Raw genomic sequence first — 19940 nt, forward strand, 5'->3', positions numbered from 1 at the left:
CTTCGATCGACTGCGTTGAACAGCACGTATCCGCATAACACCGATCGCGAGGAGATACTTTCATGCCGGTTGTCACGACGCGCGTGACAGACCTTATCGGCCACACCCCACTGTTCGAGCTGGCGGCCACGGACACCGGCACCCGGCTGTTCCTGAAGCTCGAGAACATGAACCCCACCGGTGCCGCGAAAATCCGAATGGCCAAGGCCATGATCGACGATGCGGAAGCGCGCGGATTGCTGCGCCCCGGTGGGCACATCATCGAATCCACTTCCGGGAATACGGGTCTGGGGCTGGCGGTTATCGCCGCCGAACGCGGGTACCGCTTTACCGCGGTGGTGGACCATCACGCCTGCCGCGACAAACTACGCACAATGAAAGCCATGGGCACGGAACTGATTTTCGTCTCCGGAGGCGATGCCGACGGCCTCTCCACCTCGGCGCGGGAAGACCTCGCCGAGCACATGGCGCTGGACGAATGCGCGGCGGCATTGCGGGAGGGCCGCGAGCCCAACACGTACTTCACCGAGCAGCACAACAACGATGCCAATCCGCTCGGGTACTACGTGCTCGCCGAGGAATTGCTTGCCGATCTCGGGCGCGTGGATGCGCTGATTTCCGCTGTGGGGACCGGTGGTTCGCTGTTCGGGACGGCGCGGCGGCTGCGCGAACTGGGCCGCGAGCCGCTGCTGTACGGGGTCGAGCCGGTGGGTTCGATCGCCTTCGGCGGGCCGGGTGGGCCGTACTGGCAGTCGGGGACCGGGACGCCGGAGGGCGCCGATCCGGGCAAGACCGTCGCCGAGGATCTGAGCATGCTCGAGGACGGGGTGAAGGTCTCCGATGTGGAGGCGTTCGCCGCCACCCGGGTGCTGGCCACCAAGCTCGGACTCATGATCGGCGGTTCCGCGGGTGGTTCCATCTACGCCGCGCTGGAGCGGATGGACGAATTCCCGGCCGGGTCCACGGTGGTCACCATTGTGGGCGACGGCGGGGAGAAGTATCTCGACACCGTCTTCGACGACTTCTGGATGAGCGAGCGGAATCTGCTCGATCCGGCCACCGAGACCAAGGTCGCGGAGATGCTGGATCGCTACGCGCCGGCGCGCGGCCGCCGGGCTGCCACGCCGCCTGCTGACGGTACGCACACGATTCTGGTGCCGGAGCCCGCCGAGGCGTTCGCGAGCGGGGCCACGGCCAAATGATTTACGGCCCTCGGCAATCCGATGGGCGGCAGCTGACCTCGCTGGCCATTCCCATCGCCTTGACGCAGCTCGCCCAGGTCGCGGTCTCGACCACGAATATCGCGCTGATGGGCACGCTCGGCGTGCGGCAGGTGGCGGCGGGCGGCCTGGCGCTGGTGCTGTTCAACCAGATTCGCACCATGTGCGTCGGATTGATCACCGGCACCGGCAATCAGGTCGCCACCGTGGTCAGTCACGCCGGCAAGCGCACCGGCGGCCGGGCCGCGGCCGCGGACGAGGTCCGGGAGGTGGTGCGGTCCAGCTTCCTGATCGCGACCATTGCCGGAATCCTCGGCGGCGCACTGCTGATCGGACTCGGCTGGGCCTTGCGCTGGCTCGGTCAGGACGCCTCGGTGCTGGCCGAGGCGCGGCCCATGATGGTCGCGCTGGCGCCGGGGTTGTTGCCCTGCCTGTGGTTTCAGGTGCTGCGGCAATACACCGTCGGCATGCAGCGGCCGCAGGCCCTGCTGCTGGTGACGCTCGGATCGGTGGCGCTGAATGTGGCGCTGGCGCTGGCCTTCATGCACGGCTGGGCGTTCCTGCCGGATCTCGGGCTGACCGGTGTCGGCGTCGCCACCTCACTGGTCTTCCTGATCACCTTCGGGGTGTTCTGGACCATGGTGCACCGGGATCCGAAACTCGGCGCCACACTGCCGGTGCGGATGTGGCCGGTGCAGTGGGCGACCGTGCGCGATGAACTGCGGCTGGGTACACCCATCGCGCTCACCTACGGTTCCGAGGCCGGCATGTTCTCGGTGCTGGCGCTGGTGATGGGCAGTCTCGGCGCGGCAGCGCTGGCGGCGCACAATGTCGTCTACCAAATCGTCTACATCGTGTTCCAGGTGGCGATCGGGTTGTCGCACGGCGCTTCGATTCTGGTGAGCATGGCGGTGGCGCGCGACGAATTCGGGCATGCGCGCTCGGTGGCGTGGCTGGCGCTGCGCTATGCCGCGGTGGTCGCGGCGCTCACCGGCATCGTCTATGTGGCGGCGCCGGACTGGGTGCTCTGGCCGTTCCTGGACGACACCGATGCCGCGACCGTCTCGCTGGCGCACGGGCTGCTGCTCATCGCCATCGTGCTGCAGTTCTTCGACGCCGCCCAGAACATCGGCGTGGGCCTGCTGCGCGGCCTCAAAGACACCCGGGCAGGTTTCCGGCTGTCGCTGGTGGGGTATTGGATTGTGGGATTGCCCACGGCATTGCTGCTCGCCTTCCCCTTGCATCTGGGCGCGGCGGGCGTGTGGTGGGGCCTGACCGCCGGTCTGGCCACCACAGCTGCCCTGATGCTGCGCCGCTACTTCACGCTGCTCCACGCGCGTGAGCAGGAGCATCCCCGAGTGCTGGCGGGTAGCCTCGGACACTGAGTTGACACATAAACCTCACCTCCCCGCAAGCATGCCGTCATTGACCGTGGGCACTCTGAACTAAAAGGCTTCGCTATTCTGGCGGACGGAATCAGCAAGCTGAGGGCACACACCATCCGGGGAGGATGTCCGTGTACATCGCGAGAGTCGCTGAGCACCCGAGGGCGGACCATGTTCTGTTCCACTTCAGTGACACCCATCTGATCGCCGCCGACGCCGATCTCTACGGGGACGTCGACGCGGAAGCACGGCTACGCCAGCTCCTCGACGAGGCCGAGGCCAGCCGCATCACCCCCACCGCCATCGTCTTCACCGGCGACCTCACCGATCAGGGTGAGGCAGGCGCCTATCGCAAGCTGCGCGCACTGGCCGAACCCTGGGCCGCGCGCATCGGCGCACCCCTGATCTGGGTGGCCGGCAATCACGACAGCCGGGCCGTACTGCGCGAAGAACTGCTCGATGAAAAGGGTTCTGCCGCACCGCTGGACGCTGTGCACATGTTCGACGGGCTGCGCATCATCGCCCTCGACACCACCGTGCCCGGCCACCACTACGGCGAGATCACCGACGCGCAGCTGCAGTGGCTGCGCGATGTGCTGGCCGAGCCGGCGCCCTTCGGCACCATCCTGGCCATGCACCACCCGCCCATCCCCTGTGTGATGGATCTGGCGGTGACGGTGGAGCTGCGTGATCAGCGCCGCCTCGCCGATGTGCTGGACGGCACCGATGTGCGCACCATTCTGGCTGGGCACCTGCACTTCTCGACCAGTGCGACCTTCGCCGGGATTCCGGTGTCGGTGGCGTCGGCCACCTGCTACAGCCAGGATCTGGCGGTGCAGCAGGGCGGGCAGCGGGGCCGGGACGGGGCGCAGGCCTTCAACTATGTGCACGTCTATCCGGACACCGTGGTGCATTCGGTGGTGCCGCTGGGTGCGGGACCGACGGTCGGCGAACCGGCGACCCCGGAGCAGGCGGCCGAGCGACTCGCCGAAGCCGGGATCGTGATTCCGGAAGCCGCCCGCATCCCGCACGTCATGCGGCGGCGGGACAGCGCCACGGAGTCCGACGGGGTGCTCTGACGGTGGATCCCGGCCGAAAGCACGCCGGGATGACGGGGCGGACCACCCGCTGACGTGGCCGCCCGATGATGACGAGCCGGGCCACCGATAGCGCGGCCCGCCCAGCCGCCGTGGACCTGGAAATCGGTTCAGGCAGCGCCTGATTCGAATGCGGCGATGGTGTCGGCGACCGTTTCGGGCTTCTCCCAGGGCGCGGCTTCGGGGAAGTAGGTGTCCAGGAACTCCGATACCGCGCGCACCCGCTCCGCCTCCGGGACCTCCGGGAAACTGCCGTCATTGAGGCAGAAGAAGTCCACATTGCGGCGCTTGGCCAAACCGTCGAGCAGTGCGAGGCCGGTGTACATGGTGGTGTCCACGTAGCGGACCTTCGCCGCCTCCTGCGCGACGGCGCGCCCGGTGAGCAGCGCGTAGTAGTGGTAGAGCGAATTGGTCACCGAGATATCGGTGGCCGCGCGGAAGCGGCTGGTGCGGGTGCGGGCGAAATCCTCCGGGAAAGCCTGCTCCATCTCATGAAGCACACTGCGGCGCAGCGGAACCGGGGTGTGCTCCAGATGCCGGGTGATGATGTGCCCGAAGCGCCTGGTCAGCAATTGCCGGTTCATTCGGGCGGCGTTCTCGAAGCCGCTGCGGCGTTCATTGTTGGCGCCCGGGCCGATTCGGGTGCCCGCCTCGATATAGCGGCTGATCCCGGCCGGGGTGAAGAACATGGACGGCCGCACCGGACGTGCGAAGAACATGTCGTCATTGGAGTACAGGAAGTGCTCCGAGAGCCCTTCGATGTGCTGCAGCTGGCTTTCCACCGCATGCGAATTGAACACCGGCAAACCGCTCGCATCGGCGAAGTGGTCGATCGCCCGCACAACGGTCACCTGCGGATCGTCGGCCAGCCACTCCGGCACTCTGGAATCGGTGGCGATGAAGATGCGTCTGATCCACGGCGCGTTCTTGTGCACCGAGCGCAGCGCGTAGCGCAGTTCGTCGATCTGGCGGATGCGGGCATCGGCCTCGTCGCCCTCGCCGACCACCACCTGTGCCAGCATTCCCGCACGGCGAGCACGGAATTCGGGATCGGTGCCGTCCACCCAGGAGAAGACGATATCGATATCGAAGCCGACATCGGTGGAGTGCGGGGTGAACATGCCCTCCAGCGTCGGCCAGCTGGTGTCGTACAGCAGCACGGTGGAGAACTCCACGTCGGCGAGGTCGAAGACATTGCGGGTCAAGGCATTCGGACGCGGGCACTCCACGGTGTCGCCGTGGTACTCCCACAGTTCGACATCCACGTGATGGGCGGTGTCCAGGTCCCGGCCGAGCCGGAAGACATTGTGCTGCTTCTCATTGAATTTGAATCCGGACACCATGGCGGCGCCGAGCACGCGCCGCAGCGCCGCCCGATGCTGGGTGTCGACCGCCAGAACCAGACGGTGATCGGAGTCACGCACCAGCAGGTACGGGACTTCCGCCACTGTCAGTTCCCCACGCAGATAGCGCAGGTCAGCTATCACCGCATGGGACGCCACGAGATTGGCCACCGTCGCGCCTCCCACCGTTGCCACCATGTCCGACTGCTGCTGCGCCGACCCGAAATCCACCATCACCGTCTCCGCTCTCTTCGTGCTCGCACCTCACACTGACTTCACACACGGCGACCCAACGCGTCTACGCGGCGCGCTGCCGACCTGAGCTGCAGGTATGGGCGCGTGCCGCGAAAACTGTTGGGCGCATTCAGAAGAACGGGGCGGACAGCAGAATGCGCGGGATGCTCCACGGTCGTCTCGGGTACGGCCGGAACCCCATACGCACTCACCTCACTCGCTCGCCGGGACGCCTGAGCGTCATGTTTGACGCCTGTGCGTCATGTTTTTCGATGCTGCTGCGTTCGTCGACGCCGAGGGGCGGACGGACTTCACCGGGCGTACATTGGCCGGTTACTCGCATGACCCCGAATGAACGGGGGACTGTAACGAATGATGCAACCGTTATCGCTTCTCGTCAATCCATTACCTCGCAGGTCCAAAGGTGTTTTCACACCTGTAACCGACGAGCATCACGAGCCGGGCGCTCCGAACGCCCGCGACGGACGCCAGCGCACCAGGGGGGCAACGGCATACACTTGCGGGCAACACAGTCCAGCCCGCTGTGTTGGTACCCGATCGTGAGGTGACGCAGATGGTAGCCGAAGCGCGGGAACGTCAGGAGCCCTCGACGGAAGGCCCGGAGACGGAACACCCCGAACTGAGCGTACTGCCGGAGTGGCCGCTGGACACCATCGCGGTGTTGGTGACCACAGATCCCGCCCCGCACGCCATCCCGGTCTCGTGGCCGGTGCGTGCCGGAGATCGGCGGATTCTGCTCAGTCTCAAATCGGATCGCGGCTCGCTGGCGCGGCTGCGGGAGCGGCCCGATGTGGCGCTGCTGATCCTCGGCGGCGGCAATGTGGCGCTGTGCGCCCGGGGTCGCGCGCAGATTCTGGCCGACCCCATGCCCGGTGCGGACGATTACACGGCGGTATCGATCGAGGTCGAGGTGATCGATGATCATCGGCAGTCGGCATTCGCGGTGCTGTCCGGGATCCAGCGCAATGTGCTCGACCCCACCGAATTGCGGTATCTGGAGAAGCGGGTCGCGACGCTGAAATCGATGGCGGCCGAACGTAACTGAGCGCTGTCCCCGCGCGACGTATTCGGACATTTCAGACACTGTTTCGGTGGGTGCCGCCCGCCGCCGAAATGAATGCCCGCAGCAGGTCTGGACTTCGACCATAATCGGGAAGGGATGCGGTGTGAATGCACCGCGGGGAAGGAGAGATGTGAGCGTCAGTCTGGCCAAGGGCGGAAATGTATCGCTGTCCAAGCAGGCCCCGAACTTGACCAAGGTCGCCGTATGCCTCGGTTGGGATGTCCGGACCACCACGGGTGCGGACTACGACCTGGATGCGAGCGCCATGGCCACGGGGCCGAACCAGCGGGTGCTGTCGGATGCGCACTTCGTGTTCTACAACAACCTGCGTTCGCCGGAAGGCACCATCGAGCACACCGGTGACAACCTCACCGGCGCCGGCGACGGTGATGACGAGGTGATCAATGTCGATCTGGCAGCCATGCCCCCGACGATCACCAATATCTTCTTCCCGGTATCGATTCACGAGGCAGACATCCGCCGCCAGTCCTTCGGACAGGTGCGCAATGCCTACATTCGCGTGGTGGACGCGGTCACCAGCGCCGAGCTGGCCCGCTTCGACCTCACCGAGGACGCCTCCACCGAAACCGCCATGGTCTTCGGCGAGCTCTACCGCAACGGCGCCGAATGGAAATTCCGCGCCATCGGCCAGGGCTACGCCTCCGGCCTCGCCGGCATCGCCCGCGACTACGGCGTCAACGTGTAGGACGCAATCACCTCATGTCCTGATGTCCTCAGTTTAGAGACACTCCGCAGGAATATGTCCTAAGATTGAAGACATCAGGACAGGAGGACGCGCGTGCTCTACTCCACGCCCGAGCTCGACGACACCGACACCGCGGTGCTGGCCGGCATCTACCGCCGCCGCGATGCCATCGCGTCCGAAATGCGCGTCCCCAAGCGCTGGCCGGGGCTGTTGCGACGCAATCTCATGGCCAGAGCCATTCGAGGGTCGAACAGCATAGAGGGCTATGTGGTCGAGACCGACGATGCCGCCGCGGCCGTGGACTACGAAGAAGCGCTCACCGCCGACGAACGGACCTTTGCCGAGATTCGAGGTTATCGACAGGCCCTCGGCTACGTCCTGACGATGGCCCAGGACGCCGCGACGATCGACGAATCAACGCTCAAGGCACTGCATTTCATGATGCTCGGGCACGAGTTGACCAAGAACCCGGGTCAGTACCGCACCGGTCCGATCTACGTGCGCGACGACCACAGCGGCGACACCGTGTACGAGGGCCCGGGGTCGGCGATGATTCCGGCATTGATGGCGGAACTCGTGGCAGCGCTGGCCTCGGATGCCGATCCCATTGTCGCCGGAGCGATGGCACATCTGAATCTGGTCATGATTCATCCGTTCCGTGACGGCAACGGTCGAATGGCTCGCGCCCTGCAGACGCTCACGGTATCGCGCGGAGGTCTTGCGGAGCCGACCTTCTGCAGCATCGAAGAGTGGCTCGGAGTGAACACCGACGACTATTACCGGGTGCTGGCCCGCACCGGCGCGGGAACCTGGAGCCCGCGCCGGGATGCCCGGCTGTGGATGAAGTTCAACCTGCGCGCTCACGACATCCAAGCCCAAACCGTCGAGGGACGCCTGCGCCGCACGGCGCGGGCCTGGTCACGCCTGGATGATCTGGTTGCGGCACAGCGACTTCCGGACCGGGCCACCGATATCCTCTACGACGCCCTGATCGGATTCCGGATCCGGCGGCACGGCTATCTGACCCGCGCCGGTATCGACGAACGGACAGCGTCCCGAGACCTCAAGGCGCTCACCGATATCGGGCTACTGTCCGCGCGCGGTGAAACCCGCGCCCGGCACTACGTCGCCGGCGACCAGCTGCTCGACCTCAAAATGCATCTGCGCGAGGATGTCCCGCGAACCATCGTCGACCCGTATCCGCGCCTGCGCGCGGAACTCCTCGAACCCTGAGTGCGGCTGATTCAGTTCAGTTGGCGGATTTTGGCGGCTATGCGGTCAGTGATGACGGCTGAGGTGCGGGCGTCGGCGTAGGCGCAGCTGGAGACTTCGATGATGGCGTTGCCCTGGGTGCGCATGGTGTCGGAGCAGACCCAGGTGCTCCCCGTGGAGGAGACGGTCCAGTCGGCGGAGACTGCGGTGGGGTCGCTGTTGTGGGTCACCGCATTGACGTGCAGGACGCTGGCTTTGTCCTTGGTGGCGTCTTTGGGGGTGTTGGTGACGTCCTGGTCCTTGCACTGGGCGAGCACGCCCTGGTACTGGTGCACGAGGGATTCGGCGACGAGGAAGTTCTTGAAGGTGGCCACCGTCTCGTAGATGGCGTGCTGATAGTTGTCGCCCGCCTCCTGCAGCGAACGCAGGCGGAAGCCGTTCCACTTGTCGCCGTAGGTATCGGAATCGGCGGTGTACATCATGGGTGCGCACTGGGTCGGCGCGTAGGTGAAGTTCGGGGCGGTCGGCACCGTGTTCTCGAACTTCTGCGTGAGGGTGGTGGAGGCGACGATCTTGCCGACCTCATCGGTGGTCAGCAGCACATCGGAGATCTTGTCGGGTGTCAGCCGCGGCATCTTGGCCACCACCGGATCCGGCGCGGGCACACCGCTGACCACCCGGCCACAGCCCGCGACCGCGAAAAGCACGGTCAAGCATATGGCGATAGTTCGCCCCCGCATTGGTCCTCCTCTGAACCCGAAACAGCAGAAGCATAACGGGCAGAGGCGGGGTACCGCCCGGCGTCGGTGCTGCGATCGGGTCACGACGAACGTGTCACGGGCCTGTCGGTCAGCTGCCGGGCCAGTACCGCAGCCACTCCCCCGGCGCGAGCGCGCGACGTTCGCCGCGCTCGGATTCGGCTGTGTCCTCGGCGGTTCGGATGGCGGCGGCGAAGGCGAGCGTGGCTTTGCGGAGGCGCTCCTCGGCACTGTCGGCGCCGCCGAGGTGGATGACGCGCAGGTCTTCGGGGATCAGCTCATCGGGGAGTCCGGCCTTGGCGCTGCGGGAGCGCACCTTCTCGGCCAGGGCCAGGGCGGGCTGTGCCATGGCGATGCCGTCCAGGCAGGAGCGGCGGGACTTCTCGGCGGTCTTGCGCTCCTCCCAGGCGGCTTCCTGGGCGGCGATCTTGTCGGCGAGCGCGGCGGCGGGGTCGATGCCGTTGTCGATCAGGTGCGGGCTGCGGTGCGTCAGCTTGGCGACCAGGGCGGCGGCCACCTCGGCGACGGTGAATTCGCCTGCGGCCTCGGCGATCCGGGAGTGGAAGAGCACCTGCAGCAGCAGATCGCCGAGTTCCTCCCGAATGGTTTCCCCGTCACCGGCCTGGATGGCGTCGAGCAGCTCGTAGGTCTCCTCGAGCAGATACGGGCGCAGCGAATCATGCGTCTGGGTGACCTCCCAGCCGCCGAAATTCCACAGCCGATCCATCACATCCACGGCCTCGCCCAGCGCCTCGGTCATGCGCGCGGTATCGGCCACCACATCGCGCCCGGCACCGCCCGCCACCTCGGTCGTGTGCGCGGCATCGGCCGCCACATCGCGCCCGGCACCGCCCGCCACCTCGGTCGTGTGCGCGGCATCGACCACCACATCGCGCCCGGCACCGCCCGCCACCTCGGCCGAGCGCGCAGTAGTACCCACCACTTCGGCCGAGCGCCCGGTGTCGGCGATGGCATCCCGCTCGCCCGCGGCCGGAGCTACGCCGCGCTCCGGATCTGCCACGCCATGGACCCCGGTCCCGCCCGAGGCCGGGCCGTGCGCGCTGATGTGGGGCCCGCTCATCGGGCGGCGGCCGCCTGTGGTGCAGGCCGCACATCCACTGCGCCGGGGGCTTTTCCGTCGAGGGCCAGGAGTAGATCGGCGACGAACTGCAGCACTTCGATATCTCGGACGCGGGCCGCGCCGACGCTGTCCTCCACGCGCGGCAGCGGCAGCTGGACGATGCCGGTGGCGGGGCGGTAGGTGGCGTTCGGGTACAAACGCTTGAGGCGCAACTGCTTCGAATCGGGCAGTTGCAGCGGCGCCACCTTGAGTGTGGTTCCGGTGACTGCGATTTCGGCGATCTTGTACTCGCGCGCCAGCAGGCGCAGCTTGGCGACCGACACCAGTCGCAGCACCTCCACGGGCAGCGGGCCGTACCGGTCGACCAGCTCCTCGACCACCGCGGCCAGACCCGAATCATCCTGGGCGGCAGCCAGTTTGCGGTAACCCTCCAGCCGGAGGCGATCGGAGGCGATGTAGTCCGGCGGAATGTGCGCATCCACCGGGAGATCGATGCGGACCTCGCGCACCTCCTCGTCCACGGTGATGGGCCGGCCGTCGGCGGCGGCGCGGTAGGCCTCCACCGCCTCGCCGACCAGGCGCACGTACAGGTCGAAGCCGACACCGGCGACATGTCCGGACTGTTCCGCGCCGAGCACATTGCCCGCACCGCGAATCTCCAGGTCCTTCATGGCCACCGCCATACCCGCACCCAGATCCGAGTTCTGCGAAATGGTGGCCAGGCGGTCGTAGGCCGTCTCGGTGAGCGGCTTCTCCGGCGGGTACAGGAAGTAGGCGTACCCGCGCTCGCGACTGCGGCCGACGCGGCCACGCAGCTGGTGCAGCTGCGAAAGGCCCAGGGCGTCAGCGCGTTCCACGATCAGCGTATTGGCGTTCGAGATATCGAGGCCGGTTTCGATAATGGTGGTGGAGACCAGCACATCGTATTCGCGCTCCCAGAAGCCCTGCACGGTCTTCTCGAGCACGTCCTCGTTCATCTGGCCGTGCGCGATGGCGACCCGCGCCTCCGGCACCAGATCGCGAATCCGCTTGGCGGACTTCTCGATCGAGGACACCCGGTTGTGCACGTAGAACACCTGGCCGTCGCGCAGCAGTTCGCGGCGAATGGCGGCGGCGACCTGCTTGTCGTTGTACGAACCGACATAGGTGAGCACCGGATGCCGCTCCTCCGGCGGCGTGAGAATGGTCGACATCTCACGAATGCCGGCCAGGCTCATCTCCAGGGTGCGCGGGATCGGGGTGGCGGACATGGTGAGCATGTCCACGTGCGTGCGCAGCGCCTTGATGTGCTCCTTGTGCTCGACGCCGAAGCGCTGCTCCTCGTCGATAATGGTGAGGCCCAGGTCTTTCCAGCGAATGCCGGTCTGCAGCAGCCGGTGCGTGCCGATGACGATATCCACCTCGCCGGTGGTCATGCCCTCCATGGTTTCCCGCGATTCGCCCGGATCGGTGAAGCGGGACAGACCCTTCACGGTGACCGGGAAGCCGGCGAGCCGCTCGGTGAAGGTCTGCAGATGCTGTTGTGCCAGCAGCGTTGTCGGCACCAGCACCGCGACCTGCTTACCGTCCTGCACCGCCTTGAATGCGGCGCGCACCGCGATCTCGGTCTTGCCGTAGCCGACATCGCCACAGATGACGCGGTCCATCGGGACCGCCTTCTCCATATCCGATTTCACCTCGGCAATGGCGGTGAGCTGATCGATGGTCTCGGTGAAGGCGAAGGCATCCTCCATCTCCACCTGCCACGGTGTGTCCGGGCCGAAGGCGTGACCGGGCGCGGCCTGCCGGGCGGCATAGAGCTGCACCAGCTCGGTGGCAATCTCGCGAACGGCCTTGCGCGCCTTGCGCTTGGTGTTCTGCCAGTCGGAACCGCCGAGCTTGGACAGACTCGGCAACTCGCCGCCCACGTAGCGGGAGAGCTGATCGAGCGAATCCATAGGTACGAAGAGCCGGTCACCGGGCTGCCCGCGCTTACTGGGCGCGTATTCGATGACCAGGTACTCGCGTCGGGCGCCGCCGATGGTGCGCTCGATCATCTCCACGAACCGGCCGATGCCGTGCTGATCGTGCACGACCATGTCACCGGCGCGCAGCGCCAGCGGATCGACCTGATTGCGGCGGCGGGCCGCCATCTTCTTGCCGTCGCCGGCAGTGACGCGATTTCCCGTGAGATCGGATTCGGCGATCACCACCAGTTTCGCGTCGTCGAAGACGATGCCGTCGTGCAGTGACCCGCAGAGCACGCCGACCAGCCCGCGCACCGGTTCGGCACCCGATTCCAGGGTGGCGGCGGGCACCTCGGCATCGGCGAGACGTTCCAGAATGCGTTGCGCCGTACCGTGTCCCGCGACCACGATGACCGCGCGGCCACCTGTGGTGACATGTGCGCGCAGCGACGCGAAGATGGTGGCGACCAGTTCCTCGGAGCCGCGGGCGGACGGGGCGGACAGCACCGGCAGCACGATCTCGTCCGGATGGTCGGCGACCAGCGGGCTCAGCGTCCACCAGGGCAGGCCGCGTTTGCGGGCATCGGCGTGCACCACATCCAGACCGCGATAGCCCGAGGCCGCGAGATCGAGGCCGTGCGCGCCCAGCGGCGCGGCGCCACCGAAGGAGGCCGCCGTCCAGGACGCCTCCAGGAACTCCTCGCCGGTGCGCACCAGATCGGCGGCGCGGGTGCGGACCTTCTCCGGATCACACAGCAGCACATGCGATCCCGCGGGCAGCAGCTCGGTGAGCAGCTGCAGCGAACCCGGCTGCAGGACCGGCAGCAGCGCCTCCATACCGTCCACCGGAATGCCCTCGGCGAGCTTGGCCAGCATTTCCAGCAGTGAGGCGTCGGCCGGATTCTCCTCGGCCACCTCCACCGCCCGCGCACGCAGCGCCGGGGTGAGCAGCAGTTCGCGGCAGGGCTGGGCCACCGCCAGTTCGATCGGCACCTCGTTGATCGAGCGCTGATCGGCGACCGAGAAGGCGCGCAGCTCGCTCACCTCATCGCCCCAGAACTCCACGCGCACGGGATGATCCGCGGTGGGCGGGAAGAGGTCGAGAATGCCGCCGCGCACCGCGAACTCACCGCGCTTGCCGACCATATCGACCCGCTCGTAGGCGAATTCCACCAGCCGCTCGAGCAGTTCCTCGAAGTCGAACTCGGCGCCGGCGCGCAGCACGATCGGCTCGATATCGCCGAGACCGCGCGCCATCGGCTGCATGAGCGAGCGCACCGTGGTCACCACCACTCGCAGCGGCTCCCCGTAGACCGGATCCTCCGGATGCGCCAGCCGCCGCAGCACCTGCATGCGCTTGCCGACCGTATCCGCGCCGGGCGAGAGCCGCTCGTGCGGCAGCGTCTCCCAGGACGGGAACAGCGCCACACCCGGGCCCAGCATCTCGGTGAGTTCGGCGGCCAGATCATCGGCCTCGCGACCGGTGGCCGTAACCACCACCAGCGGGCGCTGCCCGGCAATGGTCGCGGCGACGAACGGGCGGACCGCCGAGGGCGCCACCAGCATGGCCGAATCCCGCCCGATCAGCTTCTCGACCTGCTGTAGAGCTGTATCGGCACCGGCCACCGCGGCCAGTCCCGCTAGAGGTGGACGTTGGCTCGACATGAGGCGGACTCCTGGGCGCAGATCAGCGGTTCGGACAGCTCATCGAGTCTAATGGCCCGTGCCGACAGCCCAGCGCATGGACAGCCATTCCGCCGTGATCCCGCCACGATCACCCTTCCTCGTGCTTCGATGTCCTCATGTCCTTTGTGGCTGATCCGCGAGTGGATGCGTACATCGAGACCCTGCCGCCATGGCAGCAGGCTGTCTGCCGTCAGGTGCGCGACCTCGTGCACGAGGCGGATCCGGACGTCACCGAAACCGTCAAGCGGCGGGTGCGGCCGTACTTCGTGCTCGACGGAAACATCTGCGCACTGCTCGGCACCAAGCAGGCCGTCGACATCTTCCTCTACGACGGCGCGATGGTGCCCGATCCCGAGGGCATCATCACCGGCGGCCACGACAACAAGACCGCACGGATGATCGCGGTGCACGAGGGCGAAACCCTCAACGCACCAGCGCTTCTCGCCATGTTCCGGCAGATCGTCGCCGACAATCGCGCGGGCGGCTGGCGAAAACTGCAGCGCGAGGGCTCGCAACCATAGCGACGGCGCGAGTTTGCCGTGGTAACAATGGTCCCCACGGGTACGGGTTCCGGGGAGCCGATCCGTGTGCTCCGAACCGGCCCCGGGTCTAGGGGATGTTTTGAGTACACAGCCGCCGACCTTTTCGCCCAACGGGTATCAGCCCGCGTCCGGACAGCCCTACGGGCAGCCGAGCTACGCCGGGCAGCAGCCCTATGCGGGGCAGCAGCCGGAGGGCCAACTGGGTTACGCGCCACAGGGTTACGGGCCCGGCCGCGGGCTTTCGTATCCGCAGCAGCAACCCGCGGCGCAGCAGCCCGTGTCGCAGCAGCAGTTTCTGCGGCAGTTCGGGCAGCGGGGGCAGCAGTTTCCCCCGCCGCCGACGGGCCGGGACCGGTGGAAGCTGGTGGGGCTGGCCGTACTTGTCGTGGTGCTCGCGCTGGGCGCGGTGGTCGCGATCGTGGCGAGCAGCGCCGACGGCGAGAAGACCCGGGCCAGCCCGGCCACCACACCGGCGAACGTCCCCCTGGCGCCGCCCGTGACCACGGTCGCACCCACGACCACCGTCGCGCTTCCCGCGGGGCCGACCGCGGCCGACCTCATGCCGCTCGTGCTGGCCGACTCCGATGTGCCGGTCTCCTGGCAGGAGGCCACCGATAAGGAGACCGACGACGACGGCATCACCGATGCCGACAAGGTCTCCGGCGAAACGCCGGAATGCACTGCGGCGCTGCGGCAATACGTGACCCCGTCCGCGGAGAAGGCGCTGGCGAAGGTGAAGACCGTCTTCGCCCGCACCGGCCCGCACGGCGGCCCCTCGGTGAAGACCGTGGCGGAAGCGGATTCGCTCGCGAAGGCGACCTCGGATTTCGCGGCGGAGATGTCCACCTACGACAGGTGCCCGACGGTGATCTACGACGGCACCCGCATCACCTACACCCCGATCGCCGGACTGCCCGTGGTCGGTGACGAGATCCTCGGCTACAAGGTCGTCGCGACCACGCCGGGCGGCGGTCAGGCCAAGGGGCTCGAGTACGTCGCCCGCTCCGGCGGCAAGGCCTGGACGTTCGAGTACAACGCCAATGTCAACGACTACGTCGACAGCGAGGCGAACCTGCTCTACACCAAGGCGCTGGCGAAGTGGACCGCCGGGATCAAATAGCCGACACCTCCGATCCGCCTCTGCCCCTGGCGGATTGGCGCCCTCGAGACTGCCGGCGCCCAGCCGCCACCCGCGATCGCTACACGTAGCGGCGCAGGCGGCGAGCCGCGAATTCGCGGAAGTAGGCGACCTTTTCGTCCGGAACGATGGACGGGAGCAGGAAGTACCAGGCGCGTTCCATGCGGGTGGCCATCTGGTCGATGGACTCGGTGCTGACCGCGACCATATGGACGCCGGTCGTCATCTCCTGCAGCAGTAGGCCGATGGTCTCCGGATCCAGTTCCGGCTCCAGATCACCCTGTGCGATAGCACGTTCGGCGAGCAGACGATGTGTCTCGCCCCAGGTCTTGGCGATATTGTCGCCGCCCGCCCCGCGATAGTCGCCGATCTGGTGGGTCAGCTTGAGCATCGCACCGACCATGGCGTCGTTCATGGTCAGATCGGCCACCACATAGGTGATTCCGATGCACGCCTCCAGCGCGGGCACCCGCGGATCGAAGAAGCCCTGGCAGGCGCTGATCAGTCGCTCATTGCCCTGATCGACCACCGCGCGCGCCAGCTCTTCCTTCGAGCCGAAGTGAAAGTACAAGGCGCCCTTGGTTACATTCGACTGCGCGATGATCTCGCTCAGGCTCGCGTTCGCATAGCCAAGTCGCAGAAAGACATCGGCAGCGCCCGCGAGCACGGAATCGCGAGTGATCTCCGCACGCGCTTGCCTAGCCATCAGATCCGCCTGTCATCAAACCAGCCATTCCTGAAGTAGACCGACATCCCGAAGTTGACCGACATCACAGTTCGAACACCACTCGAAGGATGGGTGAACCGTACCACCCGGCTGCCGGATGCCAGTCGATTCGAGCATTCAACCCGTCCTCCTTCGCAATTCGCTAGTTAACTGTCCAGTTCCACCCCTATACGACCAATATTTCAGACCGTTAGGTCTCAGACTCCTTTGCCGCTGGGCCATTCCGACGCCAGCTTGGGTTCCGCCTCCAGATGTGTGAGGCCGTTCCAGCACAGATTCACCAGGTGCGCAGCGACCACTTCCTTGGACGGCTGACGCTCGTCCAGCCACCAGGTGGCCGCCGTCGCGACCATGCCCACCAGCGCTTGTGCGTACAGCGTCGCCAAACTCGTATCGAACCCACGGCGCTCGAAATCCCCGGCGAGTATGTGCGCCACCTGATTCACCGCCTCGTTCAGCAGACTGGAGTAGGTACCCACCGCCGCGGAGACCGGTTGATCACGCATCAGGATGCGGAACCCGTCCGTGCGCTCCTCCATATAGGTGAGCAACGCCAGCGCCACCTGCTCGAGACGCACCCGCGAACGGTTCTGCGCGAGCGATGCGGTGATCATCTCCAGCAGTGCGGACATCTCCCGGTCGACGACAACGGCGTACAAACCCTCCTTGCCGCCGAAGTGTTCGTACACCACAGGTTTCGAGACCTGCGCCCGCTGCGCGATCTCCTCCACCGAGGTGGCGTCGTACCCGCGCTCCGCGAACAGGGTCCGCCCGATCTCGATGAGCTGCTGCCGCCGTTGGGTTCCCGTCATACGCGGACGCGACACCCGGCTGCCATCACCCGAAGTCATCGATCCCGCCTTCCCCTGTATGCCGTACAACCGTCCTGTAACTCTTTCAGACCGGAGACCCACTGTGCTCGAGCGCCCCGCCGACACACGAGGTTCGATCACGTCCGGTTCACGGCATCCGCCAATGTGAAATGGAGAGGTGCAACATCAAGTTCCGGCATTCACTTGCAAAAATCGCGGAATGGCCACCCCATGTGCGAGTATCTACACGCGCATGCCATAACCAGCAGAGCGGCGTACCGTACGGTCCGCCGGGTTGCAATCCGCCGTAGTGTAATGGCAGCACCACTGATTTTGGTTCAGTTAGTTCAGGTTCGAGTCCTGGCGGCGGAGCTCGCGAACGGGGTCACTATGGTTGGCCCCGCACATCGCTGACGCAGCACAACTGTGGCCCAGCGCAACCAAAGAACTCAGCACGATGACGCGCAGCCGAGGGAGATCCATGCCACAGCAGACCGCCGTCGTCGTTCTCGCCGCCGGAGCCGGAACCCGAATGCGGTCCAAGACCCCCAAGGTGTTGCACCCACTTGCCGGCCGCAGCATGCTCGCTCACGCGTTGCATGCGGCGAACGAGATCGACCCCGCGTTCCTCATCACGGTGGTTGGCCACGACCGCGAACAGGTCGGTGCGGCCGTCGGCAAGGTCGCCGCCGACCTCGGCCGGGACATCACCCTGGCGGTCCAGGAGGAACAGCTCGGCACCGGGCACGCGGTGCAGTGCGCACTCACCGCCGTGCCGGAAGATTTCGACGGTGACCTCTTGGTCACCTCCGCGGATGTGCCTCTGCTGGACGGGCATACGGTCTCCGCACTGCTCGACGAGCACCGCAGCTATCCGGAGCGATCCGCGGTCACGGTGCTGACCTTCGAGCCCGATGATCCGAACGGCTACGGCCGCATCATCCGCGATACGCACAATCACGTGCTCGAGATCGTCGAGCACGCCGACGCGACGCCGCTGCAGGCCGCCATCACCGAGGTCAACTCCGGTGTGTACGTCTTCGACGCGACCGTGCTGCGAATCATGATCTCCCAGTTGACCACTGCGAACGCCCAGCACGAGCTGTACCTCACCGATGTGCTGAAGCTGGCCCGCGAGGCCGGGCATCCGGTGCACGGCGCGCGCCTGGTCGATTCCGCCAAGGTCACCGGCGTCAACGATCGGGTGCAGCTGGCCGGTGCGGCCGCCACGCTCAATCGCTACATCCTGGAGCGGCATATGCGCGCCGGGGTCACCATCATGGATCCGGGCACCACCTGGATCGACGGCGAGGTGCGCATCGGCCGCGACGCGATCATCCGGCCGGGCGTACAACTGTTGGGCGACACCGTGATCGGCGAGGACGCCGAGGTCGGCCCGGACTGCACACTCACCGATGTGGTGGTCGGCGACGGCGCCCACGTGGTGCGCACGCACGGCGAGCGGGCCACCATCGGACCCGGCTCCACCATCGGACCGTTCAGCTATCTGCGCCCGGGCACCGTGGTCGGCGACTCCGGCAAGCTCGGAGCGTTCGTCGAGACCAAGAACGCGAATATCGGCGCGCACTCCAAGGTCCCGCACCTCACCTATGTGGGTGACGCCACCATCGGCGAGCACAGCAATATTGGCGCGTCGAGCGTTTTCGTCAACTACGACGGCGTGAAGAAGCACCACACCGTAGTCGGCTCGCATGTGCGCACGGGCAGCGACACCATGTTCGTCGCCCCGCTCACCGTGGGTGACGGGGTATATACGGCAGCAGGTACTGTACTGCGCAGAAACGTTCCGCCAGGTGCGCTTGCGGTGTCGGGCGGAGCGCAACGAAATCTCGAGGGCTGGGTGCAGCGCAATCGCCCCGGTACCGATGCCGCCCTGGCGGCCGAGGCTGCCATCGCGGCAAGTGAGAAAGCGGCCCTGGAGGCCGATGAGATATCCGACGAGCAAAAGGATGGCGAACGTCCGTGACCGCGTTCTCTACCGAAAACCACAAGAACCTGATGCTGTTCTCGGGACGCGCTCATCCCGAGCTCGCCGAGGCGGTGGCCAAGGAACTCAATGTCCATGTGACCCCGCAGACCGCGCGCGACTTCGCGAACGGCGAGACCTTCGTCCGGTTCGAGGAATCGGTCCGCGGCTCCGATGCCTTCGTGCTGCAGAGCTTCCCGGCCCCGCTGAACCAGTGGGTCATGGAGCACCTCATCATGATCGACGCGCTCAAGCGCGGTTCGGCCAAGCGCATCACCTCGGTGCTGCCCTTCTACCCGTACGCCCGCCAGGACAAGAAGCACCGCGGTCGTGAGCCCATCTCGGCTCGCCTGATCGCGGATCTGCTCAAGACCGCGGGTGTCGATCGCATCATCACCGTCGACCTGCACACCGATCAGATCCAGGGCTTCTTCGACGGCCCGGTCGATCACATGCACGCGCAGGTGCAGCTGGCCGAGCACATTCGCAACAACTACGCGCTCGACAATATCGCCGTGGTCTCCCCGGATGCCGGTCGTGTGAAGGTCGCCGAGAAGTGGGCCAACTCGCTGCAGGACGCGCCGCTGGCGTTCATCCACAAGACGCGAGATCCGCTGGTGGCCAACCAGGTTGTGGCCAATCGTGTGGTCGGTGACGTCGAGGGACGCACCTGCATCCTGATCGACGACATGATCGACACCGGTGGCACCATCGCCGGCGCCGTCAAGGTGCTCAAGGAGGCGGGCGCGGGCGATGTGGTCATCGCCGCCACCCACGGCATCCTCAGCGCCCCGGCCGCCGAGCGGCTGGCGAACTGCGGTGCCAAGGAAGTTGTGGTCACCAATACGCTGCCCATCGACGAGGCCAAGAAGTTCCCGTCGCTGACCGTGCTGTCGATCGCGCCGCTGCTGGCGCAGACCATTCGCGAGGTCTTCGAAAACGGTTCGGTCACCGGCCTTTTCAACGGCAACGCGTAGCACCT

16 protein-coding genes and 1 tRNA gene are annotated in these 19940 nt (G+C 66.4%); 11 read left to right on the plus strand and 6 right to left on the minus strand.

Features of this window, described 5'->3' with window-relative positions; all coding sequences use genetic code 11:
• Positions 1 to 62: 62 nt before the first annotated feature.
• From ABZX86_RS03175 to ABZX86_RS03185, 3 genes are all read left to right on the plus strand, one after another.
• Positions 63 to 1202 carry a cysteine synthase family protein gene (locus ABZX86_RS03175; protein WP_355119450.1) on the plus strand — a complete coding sequence of 380 codons (1140 nt, stop codon included), beginning with the start codon at positions 63 to 65 and terminating at the stop codon, positions 1200 to 1202.
• On the plus strand, positions 1199 to 2605 hold the full coding sequence (locus tag ABZX86_RS03180; RefSeq protein ID WP_355119452.1) for an MATE family efflux transporter: 1407 nt from the start codon (positions 1199 to 1201) through the stop codon (positions 2603 to 2605). Before ABZX86_RS03175 ends, ABZX86_RS03180 begins: the two co-directional genes overlap by 4 nt.
• A 131-nt stretch (positions 2606 to 2736) precedes the next feature.
• Positions 2737 to 3684, plus strand: a complete 948-nt coding sequence (locus ABZX86_RS03185; protein ID WP_355119454.1) for a phosphodiesterase — start codon at positions 2737 to 2739, stop codon at positions 3682 to 3684.
• A gap of 128 nt (positions 3685 to 3812) precedes the next feature.
• Here the strand turns inward: ABZX86_RS03185 and ABZX86_RS03190 are convergent, their stop codons facing one another.
• Positions 3813 to 5243: a stealth family protein gene (locus ABZX86_RS03190; protein WP_355119844.1), complete on the minus strand. Its 1431-nt coding sequence runs from the start codon at positions 5241 to 5243 to the stop codon at positions 3813 to 3815.
• 610 nt (positions 5244 to 5853) lie between these two features.
• Between ABZX86_RS03190 and ABZX86_RS03195 the strand changes: the two genes are divergently transcribed.
• The 3 genes from ABZX86_RS03195 (at position 5854) to ABZX86_RS03205 (ending at position 8302) form a co-directional block, all read left to right on the plus strand.
• Positions 5854 to 6345, plus strand: a complete 492-nt coding sequence (locus tag ABZX86_RS03195; protein WP_355119456.1) for a hypothetical protein — start codon at positions 5854 to 5856, stop codon at positions 6343 to 6345.
• Between the two features lie 148 nt (positions 6346 to 6493).
• Positions 6494 to 7069: a TerD family protein gene (locus ABZX86_RS03200; RefSeq protein WP_297616081.1), complete on the plus strand. Its 576-nt coding sequence runs from the start codon at positions 6494 to 6496 to the stop codon at positions 7067 to 7069.
• A 93-nt stretch (positions 7070 to 7162) separates the two neighbouring features.
• Entirely contained in the window at positions 7163 to 8302 is a 1140-nt protein-coding gene (locus ABZX86_RS03205) for a Fic family protein (RefSeq protein WP_355119458.1), read from the plus strand.
• An 11-nt stretch (positions 8303 to 8313) separates the two neighbouring features.
• Here ABZX86_RS03205 and ABZX86_RS03210 read toward each other — a convergent pair whose 3' ends face one another.
• From ABZX86_RS03210 to mfd, 3 genes are all read right to left on the minus strand, one after another.
• Positions 8314 to 8988 (minus strand): sensor domain-containing protein, encoded by a 675-nt coding sequence (locus tag ABZX86_RS03210; protein WP_355119846.1) that lies wholly within the window; start codon positions 8986 to 8988, stop codon positions 8314 to 8316.
• 142 nt (positions 8989 to 9130) lie between these two features.
• On the minus strand, positions 9131 to 9799 hold the full coding sequence (locus ABZX86_RS03215) for a MazG family protein (protein WP_355119848.1): 669 nt from the start codon (positions 9797 to 9799) through the stop codon (positions 9131 to 9133).
• Between the two features lie 317 nt (positions 9800 to 10116).
• The gene (gene mfd / locus ABZX86_RS03220) at positions 10117 to 13731 is read right to left on the minus strand and encodes a transcription-repair coupling factor (protein ID WP_355119460.1); all 3615 of its coding nucleotides are present in this window, start codon (positions 13729 to 13731) and stop codon (positions 10117 to 10119) included.
• A 137-nt stretch (positions 13732 to 13868) separates the two neighbouring features.
• Between mfd and ABZX86_RS03225 the strand changes: the two genes are divergently transcribed.
• Complete coding sequence (locus ABZX86_RS03225; protein WP_355119462.1) at positions 13869 to 14273, plus strand: DUF1801 domain-containing protein; 405 nt, start codon at positions 13869 to 13871, stop codon at positions 14271 to 14273.
• A gap of 100 nt (positions 14274 to 14373) precedes the next feature.
• Positions 14374 to 15414 (plus strand): hypothetical protein, encoded by a 1041-nt coding sequence (locus ABZX86_RS03230; protein WP_355119464.1) that lies wholly within the window; start codon positions 14374 to 14376, stop codon positions 15412 to 15414.
• 79 nt (positions 15415 to 15493) lie between these two features.
• Here ABZX86_RS03230 and ABZX86_RS03235 read toward each other — a convergent pair whose 3' ends face one another.
• Entirely contained in the window at positions 15494 to 16138 is a 645-nt protein-coding gene (locus ABZX86_RS03235; protein WP_327142124.1) for a TetR/AcrR family transcriptional regulator, read from the minus strand.
• A gap of 218 nt (positions 16139 to 16356) precedes the next feature.
• Positions 16357 to 16971, minus strand: a complete 615-nt coding sequence (locus ABZX86_RS03240; protein WP_327146729.1) for a TetR/AcrR family transcriptional regulator — start codon at positions 16969 to 16971, stop codon at positions 16357 to 16359.
• A gap of 301 nt (positions 16972 to 17272) precedes the next feature.
• Between ABZX86_RS03240 and ABZX86_RS03245 the strand changes: the two genes are divergently transcribed.
• The 3 genes from ABZX86_RS03245 (at position 17273) to ABZX86_RS03255 (ending at position 19935) form a co-directional block, all read left to right on the plus strand.
• A tRNA-Gln gene (locus tag ABZX86_RS03245) sits at positions 17273 to 17343 on the plus strand.
• A gap of 109 nt (positions 17344 to 17452) precedes the next feature.
• On the plus strand, positions 17453 to 18958 hold the full coding sequence (glmU, locus tag ABZX86_RS03250) for a bifunctional UDP-N-acetylglucosamine diphosphorylase/glucosamine-1-phosphate N-acetyltransferase GlmU (RefSeq protein WP_355119466.1): 1506 nt from the start codon (positions 17453 to 17455) through the stop codon (positions 18956 to 18958).
• Positions 18955 to 19935, plus strand: a complete 981-nt coding sequence (locus ABZX86_RS03255; protein WP_355119468.1) for a ribose-phosphate diphosphokinase — start codon at positions 18955 to 18957, stop codon at positions 19933 to 19935. The genes glmU and ABZX86_RS03255 overlap by 4 nt, the downstream gene beginning before the upstream one ends.
• Positions 19936 to 19940 lie beyond the last annotated feature (5 nt).

The organism is Nocardia sp. NPDC006630 (genome assembly GCF_040611495.1).
GTDB lineage: Bacteria > Actinomycetota > Actinomycetes > Mycobacteriales > Mycobacteriaceae > Nocardia.